Here is a 14,336-nt window from a genome sequence, read left to right as displayed (position 1 = left end):
AAGGTTGGCGTGGCAATTTGGTAATCGATACGCCAGCCTACGTTCTTGGCCCAAGCTTGACCACGATTGCTCCACCACGTATAGCAGGAGTCAGTGGCGTCCGGCGCTAATCGCCGATGCACATCTATCCAACCCTGCTCGCCGAGGAGCTGTCCGAACCAAGCCCTTTCTTCGGGAAGAAAGCCGGAGTTTTTTTGATTGCCTCGCCAATTTTTCAAGTCGATGGCTTGATGGGCGATATTCCAGTCGCCACAGATAACCACATGTCGCCCACTGGCCCGAAGTTGCGCCAAATGTGGGTACAAGCGGTCCATGACGCCGAATTTGATTGCTTGGCGGTGCTCGCCGCTGGAGCCCGATGGCAAATAGAGCGAAATCACGGACAGGTTTTTGGCTCGGATTTCCAGATAGCGGCCTTCGCTGTCGATATCGGCATAGCCAAGGCCGGTAATCACCGTATCGCATGGAAATTTGCTGTAGATACCGACGCCGCTGTAACCTTTTTTCTCGGCGTAGTGAAAATAGCCGTGATATCCGTTCGGGCTCGCCATGTTCTCTGTTAGGTCCGTGGCTTGAGCTTTTAACTCCTGCAAGCAGACATAGTCGGCATTTTGCGCGGCTAGCCAATCGTAAAAGCCCTTCCGGGCGGCGGAGCGGATGCCGTTAAGGTTGATCGAAATGATCCGCATAAGAGGTTTGAATAGTTGATGGCGCTATGAGAAGTTGACATAAAAAACCCCGCGAAGCCTTGCGGCTTGCGGGGTTCCGGAAAGATGCGGGACTGTGAGAAACAGCCCTACCTCTTACAGGCTGTAATACATGTCCAACTCAACGGGGTGAGTGCTCATGCGCAGACGGGTAACGTCTTGTTTTTTCAGATCGATGTAGCCGTCGATCACGTCGTCGGTGAATACGCCGCCACGGGTCAGGAACTCGCGGTCGGCATCCAACGCAGCCAGGGCTTCGTCCAGAGAGAAGGAGACTTGCGGGATGGCTTTTTCTTCTTCCGGCGGCAGATCGTACAGATCTTTATCCATCGCTTCACCCGGGTGAATTTTGTTTTGGATACCGTCAAGACCGGCCATCAACATGGCGGAGAATGCCAGATAAGGGTTGGCGGTGGAGTCTGGGAAACGTACTTCGATCCGGCGACCTTTAGGATTGTTGACGTAGGGAATACGGATGGAAGCCGAACGGTTGCGCGCGGAATAGGCCAGCATGACCGGTGCTTCGAAGCCAGGAACCAGACGTTTGTAGCTGTTGGTTGAAGCGTTGGTAATTGCGTTCAGCGCCTTGGCGTGCTTGATGATGCCGCCGATGTAATACAGTGCGGTTTCGGACAGTCCGCCGTACAGATTACCGGTAAACAGGTTAACACCGCCTTTCGCCAGTGATTGGTGAACGTGCATGCCGCTACCGTTGTCGCCGACCAGCGGTTTGGGCATAAAGGTTGCGGTTTTGCCGTATGCGTGGGCAATGTTGGCGACAACGTATTTCAGTTCCAACACTTCGTCGGCTTTTTTAACCAATGTATTGAATTTAGAACCGATTTCGCATTGGCCGGCGGTCGCTACTTCGTGGTGGTGAACTTCGACGGTTTGGCCCATTTCTTCCAGAACCAAGCACATCGCGGAACGCATGTCTTGGAAGGAGTCGACCGGCGGAACCGGAAAATAGCCGCCCTTGATGCCAGGGCGATGACCAATGTTGCCGTTTTCATAGACTTTCGCGGAGTTCCAGCCGGCTTCCTCGGAGTCGATTTGGTATGAGCAGCCGCCCATGCCGGTGCTCCAGCGCACGTCATCGAAAATGAAGAATTCATTCTCAGGGCCGAACAGCGCGGTATCGGCGATGCCGGTGGATTGCATGTAGGCTTCGGCGCGTTTGGCGATCGAGCGCGGGTCGCGAGCGTAACCTTGCATGTCTTTAGGTTCGATGATGTCGCAACGCAAGATCAGGGTTTTGTCGTCGAAGAAAGGATCGATTTTAGCGGTGCTGGCGTCCGGCATCAGAATCATGTCGGATTCGTTGATGTGTTTCCAGCCGGCGATCGACGAACCGTCGAACATGTTGCCTTCTTCGAAAGTATCTTCGTCAATGGTATGAGCCGGGAAGGTGACGTGCTGCTCTTTGCCGCGAGTGTCGCAAAAACGGAAATCGACAAATTTAACGTCGTTTTCTTGGATTAATTTGAGTACGTGATCTACTGACATCGGCCAAATTCTCCTACTGGATAATTATTATGGTTGGTTTGTAAAAGGCGAGTAACGATAGCATCAATTACCGCTAAGAGCTATAAAAATCAAAGCTTCCAAGAAGCTTTGTCTTGGAAGCTGTTTTAGTAAGTTCTTAATATAAATTAAAAAGTTACTACTACATCAGCTGTGAAAAGCAATTGATTGCGGCCCTGGCCGTTGTCGAAAGCTTTAATGTCGTCGGTGAAGTCGTAACGGACGTTAGGTTTGAGGTTCAGCCATTTGGCGGGTTTATAGCTAAGACCAGCGGTCACCGCGTAATAGCTGCTCCCGCCTGCGGCGTAAGTTGGGTTGTTTGGACAGGCAAAATTTGTGGCGCCTAAGTTACCTGAAGCCGCGAAGCAGCGGCCGGGGCCATTGACGCGGAGTCCATTATGATCGCGAAACCACTCCGCGCGCAGGCCACCGGAAAGTTTGTCGTTAATGTCGTAGATCAAATACTGGTTAATACCGTACCACTCACCGGTAACGTTTTGGGCGGGTAGGTTTTCGGTAAAGCCGTGATCATGCTGGATGATGTAATGCAGTTTATCGGTAAAATTGTGTTTGCCGACAACGCTATACATGGACCAAGCCGAGCTGTTGTTTTCAGCTTGATGGCCGGCGGTGGAAGTCACGGCTAAAGATGTGCCCGCATCGTCGCTGGTCCAGGTGGCGCCGCCCAACCAAGCCCAGTTACCTAGCCCTCTATCGAAGTTACCGTCCCAGCCACCGGTCTGGCTCCCGGTTACCGCGCCGCCGGAGACACTCCAATTGCTGTTGATGGCATAGCTAGCCAACACGCCCGTGTGTGTGAAGGGTTCGCCATATTGCATGGTGTAGGGTTTGGTGACGAAAAAGTTGTCCGGTGATGTGACCACTTCATAACCGATGATGGTATAAAAGTGACCAATTTTCACATCAACACCGTTACCGAATGGCAGGTTCACTTCCGCATAGGCTTGCGGCAGAGCTATGCTGTAAAACCGCTCGCCGCGTTCGGTGAGATACAAGTCCCAGTTGCCGCGATTGTCGGCGGCAGCCGTGCCGTAAGCTTGAGTGAAAATGGCATCGGTGCCGTACATGAAATCTACTCTTCCGCCGATATCAAAGCTGTCGCCGCTTACGGTGACTGCTTTTTGCAGATACAGGTAAAGTTGATTCAACTGAACTTCGCCGGTTCGGTCGTTGAATGTAACCGGACCATTGAAGCCGTCGCTATGGCTGCCGTTCATGTTGGCACTGACGCTGGTTTCCAGCCAGCCGCCGATTTTCAGATTGTGATCTTTCATGAATTTCGCTTCATTCGGATCTACGCCTGCCGCGCCGAGTAAGCCGGAGGATTCCGTCCAGCTCTCTGCGCCGGCCGAAGCGCTGCAAAGCGCCAAAATGCCAGCAACGTAAGTTCGGCGAAATTGGAAGTGGTGTCTCATGGTGGTATTCCCCTTTTATAGTTGGTACTCGAAAATTTAGTAAGCAGTTTTTGGGCCAAGCTTCACGCTTTGGAAATCAAGGAGATAGCGGGCGCTGGTCAAGTATTCTTGGGTGGATTTGGTGCAAAAATCTTAGTTTGCACTGTCGTGGTGCTTGGGTGGATGTGATTGCCGTCCGACAAGCTAGTGCTTAGTTTAGTGCTACTTAGCGTAATTGCTTAATATTTTTAATGAGCTTTTGTTAGGAATTGGTGCGCCGTATGAACCTTCGCACCAACTGAGTGCGATTCTCTGGATGATTTTAATGTTTTAAGCAAATTATGCTTAAAAAACATAGGCATAAATACTGGCATATATTCTGCTTTGGCTGAGTTGGGATTTTACTAACTCAAGCAACGAGGTGTTGAACTATGAAACTGATAACAGCGGTTGTAAAACCGTTCAAGCTCGATGACGTGCGGGAAGCGTTATCGGATATCGGCGTTTCCGGCGTGACGGTAACCGAAGTGAAGGGATTCGGCAGGCAAAAAGGCCACACCGAACTCTATCGCGGCGCCGAATATGTCGTGGACTTCTTGCCCAAGGCTAAAATCGAAGTAGCCGTGGCCGACGCGTTGCTTGATCAGGCCGTGGAAGCCATCGTAAAAGTCGCCAATACCGGAAAAATCGGAGACGGCAAGATTTTCGTGACTAATTTGGAGCAGGTCGTCCGGATCAGAACCGGCGAATCCGGCGAAGAAGCACTTTAAACCTAGACCATGGGGATTAAACAAATGAGATATGTAGCAGGCATGGCGCTGTTGGCGCTGTTGGGCTTCTCGGGGATTGCCGGCGCGGAAGAAGCGGCGGCACCGGCCGTTCAAGCCACCGTGAACAAGGGCGATACGGCCTGGATGATCGTCGCCACGGTATTGGTCGCGTTGATGGTCATTCCCGGTTTGGCGTTGTTTTACGGCGGCATGGTTCGGGCCAAAAACATGTTGTCGATCTTGATGCAAGTATTCGTCATTTTTTCGTTGTCGGCCATTTTGTGGGCGGTTTACGGCTACAGTGTCGCGTTTACCGAAGGTAATGCATTTTTCGGCGGTTTCAGCAAAGCCTTTCTGGCCGGCATTACGCCGGAATCGATGGCGGCGACCTTTAGCAAAGGCGTATACGTGCCGGAATACATTTATGTCGCGTTTCAGCTGACCTTTTCGGCAATTACGCCGGCGTTGATCATCGGTGCCTTCGCCGAGCGCGTGAAGTTTTCGGCGGTACTGTTGTTTACCGTGATCTGGTTCAGCATCTGCTATCTGCCGATGGCGCACATGGTTTGGTACTGGGCGGGTCCGGACGCTTATACCGATGCGACCGCGGCGGAAGCGGCGGCCGCGACGGCGGGTTTCCTGTTCCAAAAGGGCGCGCTGGATTTCGCCGGCGGCACCGTTGTACACATCAATGCCGGCATGGCCGGTTTGGTCGGTTGCTTGCTGATCGGCAAACGCATTGGTTACGGCAAGGAATTCATCGCGCCGCACAGCGTGACGATGAACATGATCGGCGCGTCGTTGTTGTGGATCGGCTGGTTCGGTTTTAACGCCGGCTCCAACTTGGAAGCCAACGGCTTGGCCGCGTTGGTTTTCGTCAATACCCTGCTGGCAGCGGCCGCCGCGACGTTGTCTTGGATGCTCATGGAATGGCTGGTACGCGGTAAACCCAGCATGTTGGGCGCGACTTCGGGCGCGGTTGCCGGTTTGGTAGCCATCACCCCGGCTTGCGGTTGGGCGGGACCGATGGGTTCCATTGCCTTGGGCTTCGTGGTGGGCGCGGTGTGCTTCTGGTCGGTCACACGCTTGAAACATGCGCTGAACTACGACGACTCGTTGGACGCCTTCGGCGTGCATGGCGTCGGCGGTATCGTGGGTGCGTTGGGGACCGGCATCGTCGCCAGTCCGGCGCTGGGCGGTACCGGTGTATGGGACTACGTTGCCAACGCGGTTGCCGAATACGACATGTTGACCCAAGTGACCAGCCAAGCCTGGGGCGTGGGTGTCGCGATCGTCTGGTCCGGTATTGCCTCATTCGTCGCATTCAAAATCGCCGACGTGGCGGTGGGTTTGCGCGTCAACGAAGCGACCGAGCGCGAAGGTTTGGACGTGACCGAGCACGGCGAAACGGCTTATCACATCTAAGCTATCGAGATTGCTGATTATCAAGGAAAAAACGGACCGTCGGTCAGGGCGGTTCGTTTTTGCTATCATTAAAAGCACCTTTCCGGTGCTTGAGCCGGTAAATTGTAGGTTAGCCTGGAATTATTTATCATTGGCGGTAGCCTTCCGACACAGCAAATTATTCATTCGAATTTGGGGATAGCATGAAACTCATTACAGCGATTATCAAACCGTTCAAACTGGACGATGTCAGGGAAGCTTTGTCCGAGATCGGCGTGGCCGGCGTTACCGCCACCGAGGTCAAGGGTTTTGGACGGCAAAAAGGCCATACCGAGCTTTATCGGGGGGCCGAATATGTGGTTGATTTCTTACCCAAAGTGAAGCTGGAGATAGCCGTGGCGGATAACGTGGTCGATCGGGCGGTGGAGGCGATCGTCAAGGCCGCCAATACCGGAAAAATCGGCGACGGCAAAATCTTCGTCAGCAGTCTCGAACAGATTATCCGAATCAGAACCGGAGAAACCGGGGAAGACGCGATTTAGATTTTCCCAGCGGGTTTTATTGCTGGGCGAACATTTTAATCGCCCTGGTTCGCGAAGACGATTCGCGGGCCAGGGCGATTTTGTCGTTTCTGGTTCTCCAAAAATTGACCTAGCAAAAATTCAAAAAAAATGACAATAACAAAAAGAGTCTTCGCGCTCACAGCACCGTTGTTCATCTGGCCCGCCGCCGCCCACGCGGACGGCATCAATCAAGCCAACACCGCCTGGGTGCTCACATCCACCGCGTTGGTGTTGTTCATGACGATACCCGGCTTGTCGCTGTTTTACGGCGGCTTGGTCCGCAGCAAAAACGTACTGTCGGTCTTGATGCAGTGTTTTGCGATTACCTGCCTGGTGTCGCTGTTATGGCTGGCTGGCGTTTATAGTCTGGTATTCGCCGACGGCGGCGTCTGGCAACCCTGGCTGGGCGGCACCGGCAAATTGTTCCTGCCGGACATGGGTATTGCCAATGTGATCGGCGATATTCCGGAAACCGTGTATTTCATGTTTCAAATGACCTTCGCGATCATCACGCCCGCCTTGATCGTCGGCGCATTCGCCGAGAGGATGAAGTTTTCGGCGATGCTCTGGTTCAGCGGATTATGGCTGATCGTCGTCTACATGCCGATTTGCCACTGGATTTGGGGCAACGGCTGGCTGGCCGCGCTGGGCGCCAAGGACTTTGCCGGCGGGATCGTGATTCACGTCAATGCCGGCGTGGCGTCCTTGGTCTCGGCTTTGGTTATCGGCAATCGCAAGGGTTTTCCCACCGTGGCGATGCCGCCGCACAATATGACGATGGTCGTGACCGGTGCCGGCATGTTGTGGTTCGGCTGGTTTGGCTTTAACGGCGGTAGCGCGCTGAAAGCCGACGGTAGCGCCGGTATGGCGATCGCGGTGACTCACATTGCCGCCGCCGCCGGTTCTTTGACCTGGATGACCATCGAATGGCGCCGCTTCGGCAAACCCAGCGTGCTGGGTATCGTCACCGGCATGGTGGCCGGTCTGGGCACGATTACGCCGGCTTCCGGCTTTGTCGGGCCGATCGGCGGTTTGATTATCGGCGTCACCGCCGGCATCGTCTGCTTTTACGCGACGCAGTACGTCAAGCGTGGCTTGAAAATCGACGATTCGCTGGACGTGTTTCCGGTACACGGCGTCGGCGGCTGCGTCGGCTCCATTCTGACCGGCGTGTTCGCGGCCGAAAGCTTCGGTGGATTGGGGCTGAACGGCATAGGCATCGCCGAACAAGTCGGCGTGCAAGCGCTGGCGGTGGCGGTGACCATCGTCTGGAGTGCCGGTTTCAGCTATCTGGTCTTGAAACTGATCGACAAAACCATCGGTTTACGGGTCAGCGAAGACGAAGAAGTCGAAGGTCTCGACATCGCGCTGCACGAAGAAACCGGTTACCACAATCTGTAACGACGGCGTCGGCGGTTGCCGGCGCCAGCGGGCGGAGATCGGCTCCGCCCGTTATCATCAATCTCATTGGAAATTCATGCCCATCCCACTTTCCGAACTGGAAACCATCGTTCGCGCCGCAGGCGCGATCGCGATGACTTATTTCAACGACCTCGACCAATTGGCCGTCAACAAAAAGAGCGCTCGCGATCTGGTGACCGATGCCGATGTCGCGGTCGAACATTATTTAAAGCAGGCCCTGACCGAGAAATGGCCGGAATACGGTTTTTGGGGCGAGGAGAGCGGCCAAACCGCCAACCAACATCAGCGTTGGATCGTCGATCCGATCGACGGTACTCATTCGTTTTCGAAAGGCCAGTATTTTTGGGGGGTCAGCGTGGCTTTGGAAATTGCCGGCGACTTGGTGGTCGGCGCGGTTTACGGTCCGGCGCTTGACGACTACTACTGCGCCGCCAAAGGCCAGGGCGCCCGGAAAAATGGCAAACCGATCCGGGTATCCGACGAGACCAGTCTGGCCGCCAGCATGGTTTCGACCGGCTTCGCTTGTTTGCGCCAGTATTTGCCGGACAACAACCTGCCGCGCTTTTGCCGCATCGCCCAGGCGACCACCGGCCAGCGCCGGATGGGGTCGGCGGCATTGGATCTGTGCACGGTGGCCGACGGCCAGGTCGATGCGTTCTGGGAACAGGAATTGAACCTGTACGACGTGGCCGGCGGGGCATTGGTCGTCCTGGAGGCCGGCGGTACCATGACCGATTTTCAAGGCAATCCCGGCGTGTTTCCCAAGCAGATACTGGCCACCAACGGCAAGATTCTCGATCAGCTTTTGCCGTTGATGTGATGGCTGCCCACGTCAATTCTAACGCTTGCGAGACCGCGACATTGCGCCGGCACCTGAATTCTTTTGCCGTTGTAGCGATTTCCGCCGCGTTTGAAGGCTTTCCGGTAAGACGCGGCATTGGGCGGTGCAGGCTTTTTCCCGACCGCTATCCGACGGGTCCGGGCGATGTCTGAGTCCATGGCGGTGATTTTCGATGGTACGCCGCTGAGCATCGAGGCGGTGCTCGGCATCGCGCGCGGCACCGCCGCCGCGGTATTGAGCGAGGCGGCCGATTTTATCGCCCGCATCGATCGCGGCGCCGTTTTCGTCGATACCTTGCTGGCCGAGGAAGGCTGCGTCTACGGCGTCACCACCGGCTACGGCGACTCCTGTACCGTCGCGGTGCCGGTCGAATTGGTCGGGCAATTGCCGGTGCGTTTGTACCGCTTTCACGGTTGCGGCTTGGGCGAGGAATTCGATCCGGAGCAAACCCGCGCCATTTTGGCCGCTCGGCTGACCAGTTTGGCGCGCGGCTACTCCGGCGTTCGCTATCGGCTATTGCAACATCTGACCTTATTGCTGCGCCGCGACATTCTGCCGTTGATCCCGCAAGAAGGCTCGGTCGGCGCTAGCGGCGATTTGACGCCGCTATCTTATCTGGCCGCCGTGCTGGCCGGCGAGCGCGACGTGCTGTACCAAAACCGGCGCCGGCCGGTGGCCGAGGTTTACGCGGAACTGGGCATTGCCCCGTTGACCTTCCAGCCCAAGGAAGCCTTGGCGATCATGAACGGTACGGCGGCGATGACCGGTCTGGCCTGTCTGGCCTTCGGCCGCGCCGAATATCTGTCCCGGCTGGCGGCGCGCATCACCAGTCTGGCGGTCACCGCGATGCAAGGCAACGCCTACCATTTCGACGCCAAATTGTTCCGGCTCAAGCCACATCCCGGTCAGGCCAAAGTCGCGGCGCGGATTCGCACCGATTTGCAATGGCACGCGGAAATGCCGCGCAACGACAGCCGCTTGCAGGATCGTTATTCGCTACGCTGCGCGCCGCACGTAATCGGCGTGCTGGAAGACGCCTTGCCCTGGCTGCGGCAAACGATAGAAACCGAATTGAACAGCGCCAATGACAATCCGTTGATCGATGCCGACGACGAGCACGTCTTGCACGGCGGACATTTTTACGGCGGCCATATCGCGCTGGCGATGGACACCCTGAAAACCGCCGTCGCCAATATCGCCGATTTGCTGGACAGGCAATTGGCGCAACTGGTCGATCCCAAATTCAATCACGGCCTGCCGGCCAATCTGGCGGGCGAGGCTGGCGAGTTTGAACCACTAAATCACGGCTTCAAGGCGGTGCAAATCGCCGCGTCGGCCTGGACCGCCGAAGCCTTGAAATTGACGATGCCGGCCAGCGTATTTTCCCGGTCCACCGAATGCCACAACCAGGACAAGGTCAGCATGGGCACGATCGCGGCCCGCGACTGTCTGCGCATCCTGGAATTGACCGAGCAGGTGGCCGCTGCGGTTTTGTTGGCCTGCGTTCAGGCCGTGGAATTGCGCGGCGGCGCGTTGCTGTCCGAGCCCTTGAGCGACACCTGCGCCGAGTTGCGCCGGCTGGTCGCGCCGCTGACCGAGGACCGCGCCTTGGACGGCGATTTGCGCGCCTGCCTCGAGGCAATACGCCTTCAACGCTGGTCTTTATATGACTAAGTCCTTGTTGGAAGCCGAAGTCGCGATCGAGATCCCGTTTCACGACGTCGATATGATGGCCGTGGCCTGGCACGGCCATTACTGTAAATATTTCGAAGTCGCGCGCTGCGCATTGCTGGACAGGATCGACTACAACTATCCGCAAATGCGGGATTCCGGCTTCGCCTGGCCGCTGGTGGATTTACGCATCCGCTACGTCAAACCGGCCCGCTTCGGCCAGCGGGTGCTGGTCAAGGCCAGTCTGCGCGAATGGGAGTATCGTCTGAAAATCGACTATCTGATCAGCGATCCGGTTGAGCGGACCCGTTTAACCAAGGGTTACAGCGTACAGGTGGCCGTCGATTTACACAGCGGCGAGCTATGCTGGCAATCGCCGCCGGTACTGTTCGCCAAATTGGGCTTGGCGCCGACGTGTTCCGACTGAGCCTGCTGCTGATGCTGCTCGCGCCGCCGGCATGGGCCGGCGACGTATTGGACCAAGTCCGAGCGGTGCTGCAACCCCAGCCGATCGCGGTCGGCCATTTTCGGCAAACCAAGCAACTGGCCTTCCTGCGGCAACCGTTGGTGTCGGAAGGCGAATTCGTTTACGCCCAAAGTGGCGGGGTGATCTGGCATACCGTCAGCCCGGTCGCCTCGACGGTATTGATCGGTGGAGAACGGATGCTTTCCGAGCATGGCGAGCAAGCCCTGCCGCCTAGTTTCGGCCAATTGATACCGGCGCTTTTGGGCGGCGATCTCGCCCGTTTGCGCGCCGACTTCGACATTCAAGGCAGCGTCCAGACCGGCGGCTGGCGCCTGCAATTCGTGCCCAAGGACCCGCTGCTCGCCAAAGTCGTCGCCGAACTGGTGCTGTCCGGCGACAGCGACTTGCGCGGCTTCGATATTCTGGAAAGCGGCGGCAATCGCTCCAGTACCGTCTTCGACCAAATCAGCCATCCGGCCCAACTGACGCCGGCACAGGCGGCCGAGTTTGAACGTCTATCGCCCTAGGCTGTATGCGCTGATTTGGTGTCTGGCGATGAGCGCGCTGGCTTGGCAGGCGGTGCGCGACTGGTCGCGGGATTGGTTGGAAACCGGTTTCATGGCCTTGCTGCCGATCGCGGAGCAGCGGCCGGACGTGGCCGAGGCGATTGCCGCGCAGAACCGGCAAATCCAAGGCAAGCTGATCTGGCTGGCCGGCGCGGCCAGCGCCGATCAAGCCGTCGCCGCAATCCGGCAAGTCCACCGCGAGCTGGCGGCCAGCGGCTTATTCCCGAGTCTGCCGCTGGAACGCTCGGCGGACATCGCGGCCCCGGCCTACCGGCGTTGGTTCGACTATCGCTACCAGTTATTGGACGACGCCACCCGCCAAACCCTCGGCCAAGACCCAGCCAAAATCGCCGCCGAAAATCTGGCGTGGCTGTACAGTCCAGTCGGCCAATTACAGGCCGCCGGCTTGGAACGCGATCCCTGGCTGTTGTTCAACCGTTACCTGCGGGCCCGGCAGCCACTGGCGGCTAGCCTGCACCAAGGCGTGCCGTTGATCAAGCGAGACGGCCGCTATTGGGCCTTGCTGATCGGCGAATGGCCGGATAGCGATCTGAAACTGGACCAACTGGAGACCCTGCTGAGCCTCACCCAGCGGCTGACCGAGCAAATCGCCGAACAGGGCGGGGAGTTGCTGGCGACCGGCATGCCGTTGTTTACCGCCTACGGTTCACATAGCGCCCAGCAAGAGATGTCGCTGATCGGCGGCGGCTCGACGATAGGCTTGCTGATCTTACTCTGGGCGGCCTTCCGCGGCCCGCGGCCCTTGCTGCTGTCCTGTCTGGCGGTGGCCGCCGGCTTGTTCGCCGCCTGGGTCTTGAGCCTGCAACTGTTCGGCAAACTGCATATCCTGACGCTGGTGTTCGGTTCCAGCCTGATCGGGGTGGTCGTCGATTATGCGCTGCATTTTTTCTGCGACGGCATGGGCCTGCCGGATTGGACGCCGCGCCAGGGCTTGGCCTACGTGCTGCCCGGCATCGGCTTCGGCCTGTTGACCAGCTTGCTGGGCTACGCCGGTTTGGGGTGGTCGCCGTTTCCGGGCTTGCGGGAAATCGCCGCGTTTTCGGCCATCGGTTTGATCGTGTCGTGGTTGACCGTCGTCGCGGTGTTTCCGTGCTTGCTGGGCGGCTTTCGCATGCCGCATCGGCTGGCGGTCTTGCGGTTGACCCGCTACTGGCAGCAAGTCTGGCCGGGCTGGCTCAACTGCCATCGGGCCGTGCTGGCGCTTGGTCTGGCGGTTTTGCTGATTGGCGGCTTGGCGCAATTGCAGCCCAAGGACGACGTACGCCTGTTGCAATCGGCCCCGCCGGGTTTACTGGCCGCCGATGCCAAACTCAAGCAAGTGCTGGCGATCGGCCGCGACAGCCAGTTTTTCCTAGTTAGCGGCGCCGATCAAACTGAATGGCATGCCAACGAACGCCGGCTAGTGACGGGGCTGAACGACATTCGCGGGCAGGGCGGCTTGGCGCGCTACGAAGCGTTGAGCGCGGTTTGGCCCGATCCGGAGCGGCAGCGAGCCGATTACCGCTTGTTGCAAACCACGCTGTACGATGCCGCCGGTTTGCAAACCTATATGACGGGCTTGGGCTTTAGCGCGCAAGCCGCCGTTGAGGAAGCTCGCCAATTTGCCGCCGCCGAGGGACGGGTCTTGCCGCTGGCCGATTGGCTGGCAGCCGCCGATCCCGGCCAGCGCGGCCTGTGGCTGGGTTGCGACGCCGGCACCTGCCGAAGCGTGGTGGCATTAAGCGGTGTTGCCGATCTAGCCGGACTCGCCGCGTTGCAAGCGCTGCCCGGCGTGGCTTGGGTGGATCAGGCCGGGCAAATGTCGGCGCTATTCGCGCGCTACCGCGCGATGGTCGCCGGCTTGTTGCTCGGCGTGTGCAGCCTGTTATCGGCCGCGTTGGTGTTTAAATTGGGCTGGAGGAGCGGTTTGCAGGTCATGGCCGTGCCGGCCGTCGCCATGGCGATGGCCCTGGCGGTATTGGGTTGGCGCGGCGAATTGTTTACGTTGTTCAACCTGTTTGCGTTGATGCTGGTGTTGGAAGTCGGCGTGGATTATGCGGTGTTTTTTCATCTGGCCGGCAGCGAGCGGCGCGACTCCACCGGACTCGCCGTCACCCTATCCGCGTTCAGCACCCTGCTGGCCTACGGACTGCTGGCGCTGAGCTCCACCGCGATCGTTCACGCATTCGGCCTGACTTTGGCGGTCGGCATCACCACTGCATTCTTACTAGCGCCGCTGGTCGGTTTTACCGCCCGGCCGGGCCGGAGTTAGCGGTTTGGGTTCGGACCGATTCTATTGATTAAATAAGCTGACGAATCGAACGGATGCTAGGCGTCCGCGCAAATTGCGGCTATATTTTTGGCGTTTGTCGGCGGAGGTCGTTTGTCAGGTGGAGATGGAGTGAATAACTGGATTCGACCCAGAGGAGACAACCGACAAGAGTTATCCAATAATCAGGGGGGCGCCAAATGCCGACAGTAGGATGGGTAGAGCGAAGCGAAACCCATCAAACGAAACGCCAATCAATGATATATGACAGAATATCGCCGACATCGTCTCAAAGGCGGTTGTTATTTTTTCACCGTCAATTTGGCGGAACGAAATCGGACTTTGCTGACCGACAGGATTGAACTGCTTCGCGAGTCTATTCGTCATGTAAAACATCAACACCCGTTTAATATCGACGCGATGGTTGTGTTACCGGAACATCTCCATGCCATTTGGACCTTGCCGGAAGGCGACGATGATTTTAGTTGTCGCTGGCGGCTCATTAAGACCCAGTTTACTAAACAGGTCGAAAAGGGAGAACGAATTTCCAAAAGCCGTGAACGCAAACAGGAGCGGGGTATACGGCAAAGACGGTTTTGGGAGCATCGAATTAGAAACGAGGACGACTTCGTCAGGCATGTCGATTATATTCATTAAGCGCTTAACAATAAATCGCCGTGCAGTAGAATAGCAAGGTTTTGAACAGAGCGATAAATAG

At 57.2% G+C, this 14,336-nt stretch carries 12 protein-coding genes and 1 pseudogene; 10 read left to right on the top strand and 3 right to left on the bottom strand.

Annotation, left to right across the window (positions count from 1 at the left end; all coding sequences use genetic code 11):
* The 3 genes from AC3B8H_RS12135 to AC3B8H_RS12125 all read right to left on the bottom strand — a co-directional run.
* The coding region (locus AC3B8H_RS12135) for an exodeoxyribonuclease III (RefSeq protein ID WP_488441832.1) at nt 1-689 on the bottom strand (689 nt) is incomplete at its 3' end.
* Between the two features lie 114 nt (nt 690-803).
* On the bottom strand, nt 804-2,213 hold the full coding sequence (gene glnA, locus AC3B8H_RS12130) for a glutamate--ammonia ligase (RefSeq protein ID WP_488441831.1): 1,410 nt from the start codon (nt 2,211-2,213) through the stop codon (nt 804-806).
* Between the two features lie 146 nt (nt 2,214-2,359).
* Entirely contained in the window at nt 2,360-3,667 is a 1,308-nt protein-coding gene (locus AC3B8H_RS12125) for a porin (RefSeq protein ID WP_488441830.1), read from the bottom strand.
* Between the two features lie 410 nt (nt 3,668-4,077).
* On the opposite strand from AC3B8H_RS12125, the gene AC3B8H_RS12120 reads away from it, so the two are divergent.
* The 10 genes and pseudogenes from AC3B8H_RS12120 to AC3B8H_RS12075 all read left to right on the top strand — a co-directional run.
* Entirely contained in the window at nt 4,078-4,416 is a 339-nt protein-coding gene (locus AC3B8H_RS12120) for a P-II family nitrogen regulator (RefSeq protein ID WP_064024325.1), read from the top strand.
* A gap of 24 nt (nt 4,417-4,440) precedes the next feature.
* Nucleotides 4,441-5,841, top strand: coding sequence for an ammonium transporter (locus AC3B8H_RS12115; RefSeq protein WP_488441829.1), 1,401 nt, complete (start codon nt 4,441-4,443; stop codon nt 5,839-5,841).
* A 182-nt stretch (nt 5,842-6,023) separates the two neighbouring features.
* Complete coding sequence (locus AC3B8H_RS12110; protein WP_064024330.1) at nt 6,024-6,362, top strand: P-II family nitrogen regulator; 339 nt, start codon at nt 6,024-6,026, stop codon at nt 6,360-6,362.
* A gap of 129 nt (nt 6,363-6,491) precedes the next feature.
* A complete protein-coding gene (locus AC3B8H_RS12105) occupies nt 6,492-7,784 on the top strand; it encodes an ammonium transporter (protein WP_488441828.1) in 1,293 nt (430 codons plus the stop codon).
* Between the two features lie 76 nt (nt 7,785-7,860).
* On the top strand, nt 7,861-8,625 hold the full coding sequence (locus tag AC3B8H_RS12100; protein ID WP_488441827.1) for an inositol monophosphatase family protein: 765 nt from the start codon (nt 7,861-7,863) through the stop codon (nt 8,623-8,625).
* Between the two features lie 165 nt (nt 8,626-8,790).
* A complete protein-coding gene (locus AC3B8H_RS12095) occupies nt 8,791-10,320 on the top strand; it encodes an HAL/PAL/TAL family ammonia-lyase (RefSeq protein ID WP_488441826.1) in 1,530 nt (509 codons plus the stop codon).
* A complete protein-coding gene (locus AC3B8H_RS12090) occupies nt 10,313-10,744 on the top strand; it encodes an acyl-CoA thioesterase (protein ID WP_488441825.1) in 432 nt (143 codons plus the stop codon). Before AC3B8H_RS12095 ends, AC3B8H_RS12090 begins: the two co-directional genes overlap by 8 nt.
* The gene (locus AC3B8H_RS12085) at nt 10,681-11,310 is read left to right on the top strand and encodes an outer membrane lipoprotein carrier protein LolA (RefSeq protein ID WP_488441824.1); all 630 of its coding nucleotides are present in this window, start codon (nt 10,681-10,683) and stop codon (nt 11,308-11,310) included. The genes AC3B8H_RS12090 and AC3B8H_RS12085 overlap by 64 nt, the downstream gene beginning before the upstream one ends.
* The gene (locus tag AC3B8H_RS12080; protein ID WP_488441823.1) at nt 11,291-13,621 is read left to right on the top strand and encodes an MMPL family transporter; all 2,331 of its coding nucleotides are present in this window, start codon (nt 11,291-11,293) and stop codon (nt 13,619-13,621) included. Before AC3B8H_RS12085 ends, AC3B8H_RS12080 begins: the two co-directional genes overlap by 20 nt.
* 261 nt (nt 13,622-13,882) lie before the next feature.
* Nucleotides 13,883-14,272 (top strand): annotated as a pseudogene (locus tag AC3B8H_RS12075) (REP-associated tyrosine transposase); the annotation flags it as partial.
* Nucleotides 14,273-14,336: the final 64 nt, after the last annotated feature.

The organism is Methylomonas sp. BG-2 (genome assembly GCF_057766305.1).
The sequence above is the reverse complement of the archived record's forward strand: the minus strand, read 5'-3'. Positions and strand labels throughout refer to the sequence as shown.

What these genes read in the sequence shown, in the direction of transcription:
- glnA (WP_488441831.1), bottom strand. Translation starts at nt 2,213, where the DNA reads ATGTCAGTAGATCACGTACTCAAATTAATCCAAGAAAACGACGTTAAA.
- AC3B8H_RS12125 (WP_488441830.1), bottom strand. Translation starts at nt 3,667, where the DNA reads ATGAGACACCACTTCCAATTTCGCCGAACTTACGTTGCTGGCATTTTG.
- AC3B8H_RS12120 (WP_064024325.1), top strand. Translation starts at nt 4,078, where the DNA reads ATGAAACTGATAACAGCGGTTGTAAAACCGTTCAAGCTCGATGACGTG.
- AC3B8H_RS12115 (WP_488441829.1), top strand. Translation starts at nt 4,441, where the DNA reads ATGAGATATGTAGCAGGCATGGCGCTGTTGGCGCTGTTGGGCTTCTCG.
- AC3B8H_RS12110 (WP_064024330.1), top strand. Translation starts at nt 6,024, where the DNA reads ATGAAACTCATTACAGCGATTATCAAACCGTTCAAACTGGACGATGTC.
- AC3B8H_RS12105 (WP_488441828.1), top strand. Translation starts at nt 6,492, where the DNA reads ATGACAATAACAAAAAGAGTCTTCGCGCTCACAGCACCGTTGTTCATC.
- AC3B8H_RS12100 (WP_488441827.1), top strand. Translation starts at nt 7,861, where the DNA reads ATGCCCATCCCACTTTCCGAACTGGAAACCATCGTTCGCGCCGCAGGC.
- AC3B8H_RS12095 (WP_488441826.1), top strand. Translation starts at nt 8,791, where the DNA reads ATGTCTGAGTCCATGGCGGTGATTTTCGATGGTACGCCGCTGAGCATC.
- AC3B8H_RS12090 (WP_488441825.1), top strand. Translation starts at nt 10,313, where the DNA reads ATGACTAAGTCCTTGTTGGAAGCCGAAGTCGCGATCGAGATCCCGTTT.
- AC3B8H_RS12085 (WP_488441824.1), top strand. Translation starts at nt 10,681, where the DNA reads ATGCTGGCAATCGCCGCCGGTACTGTTCGCCAAATTGGGCTTGGCGCC.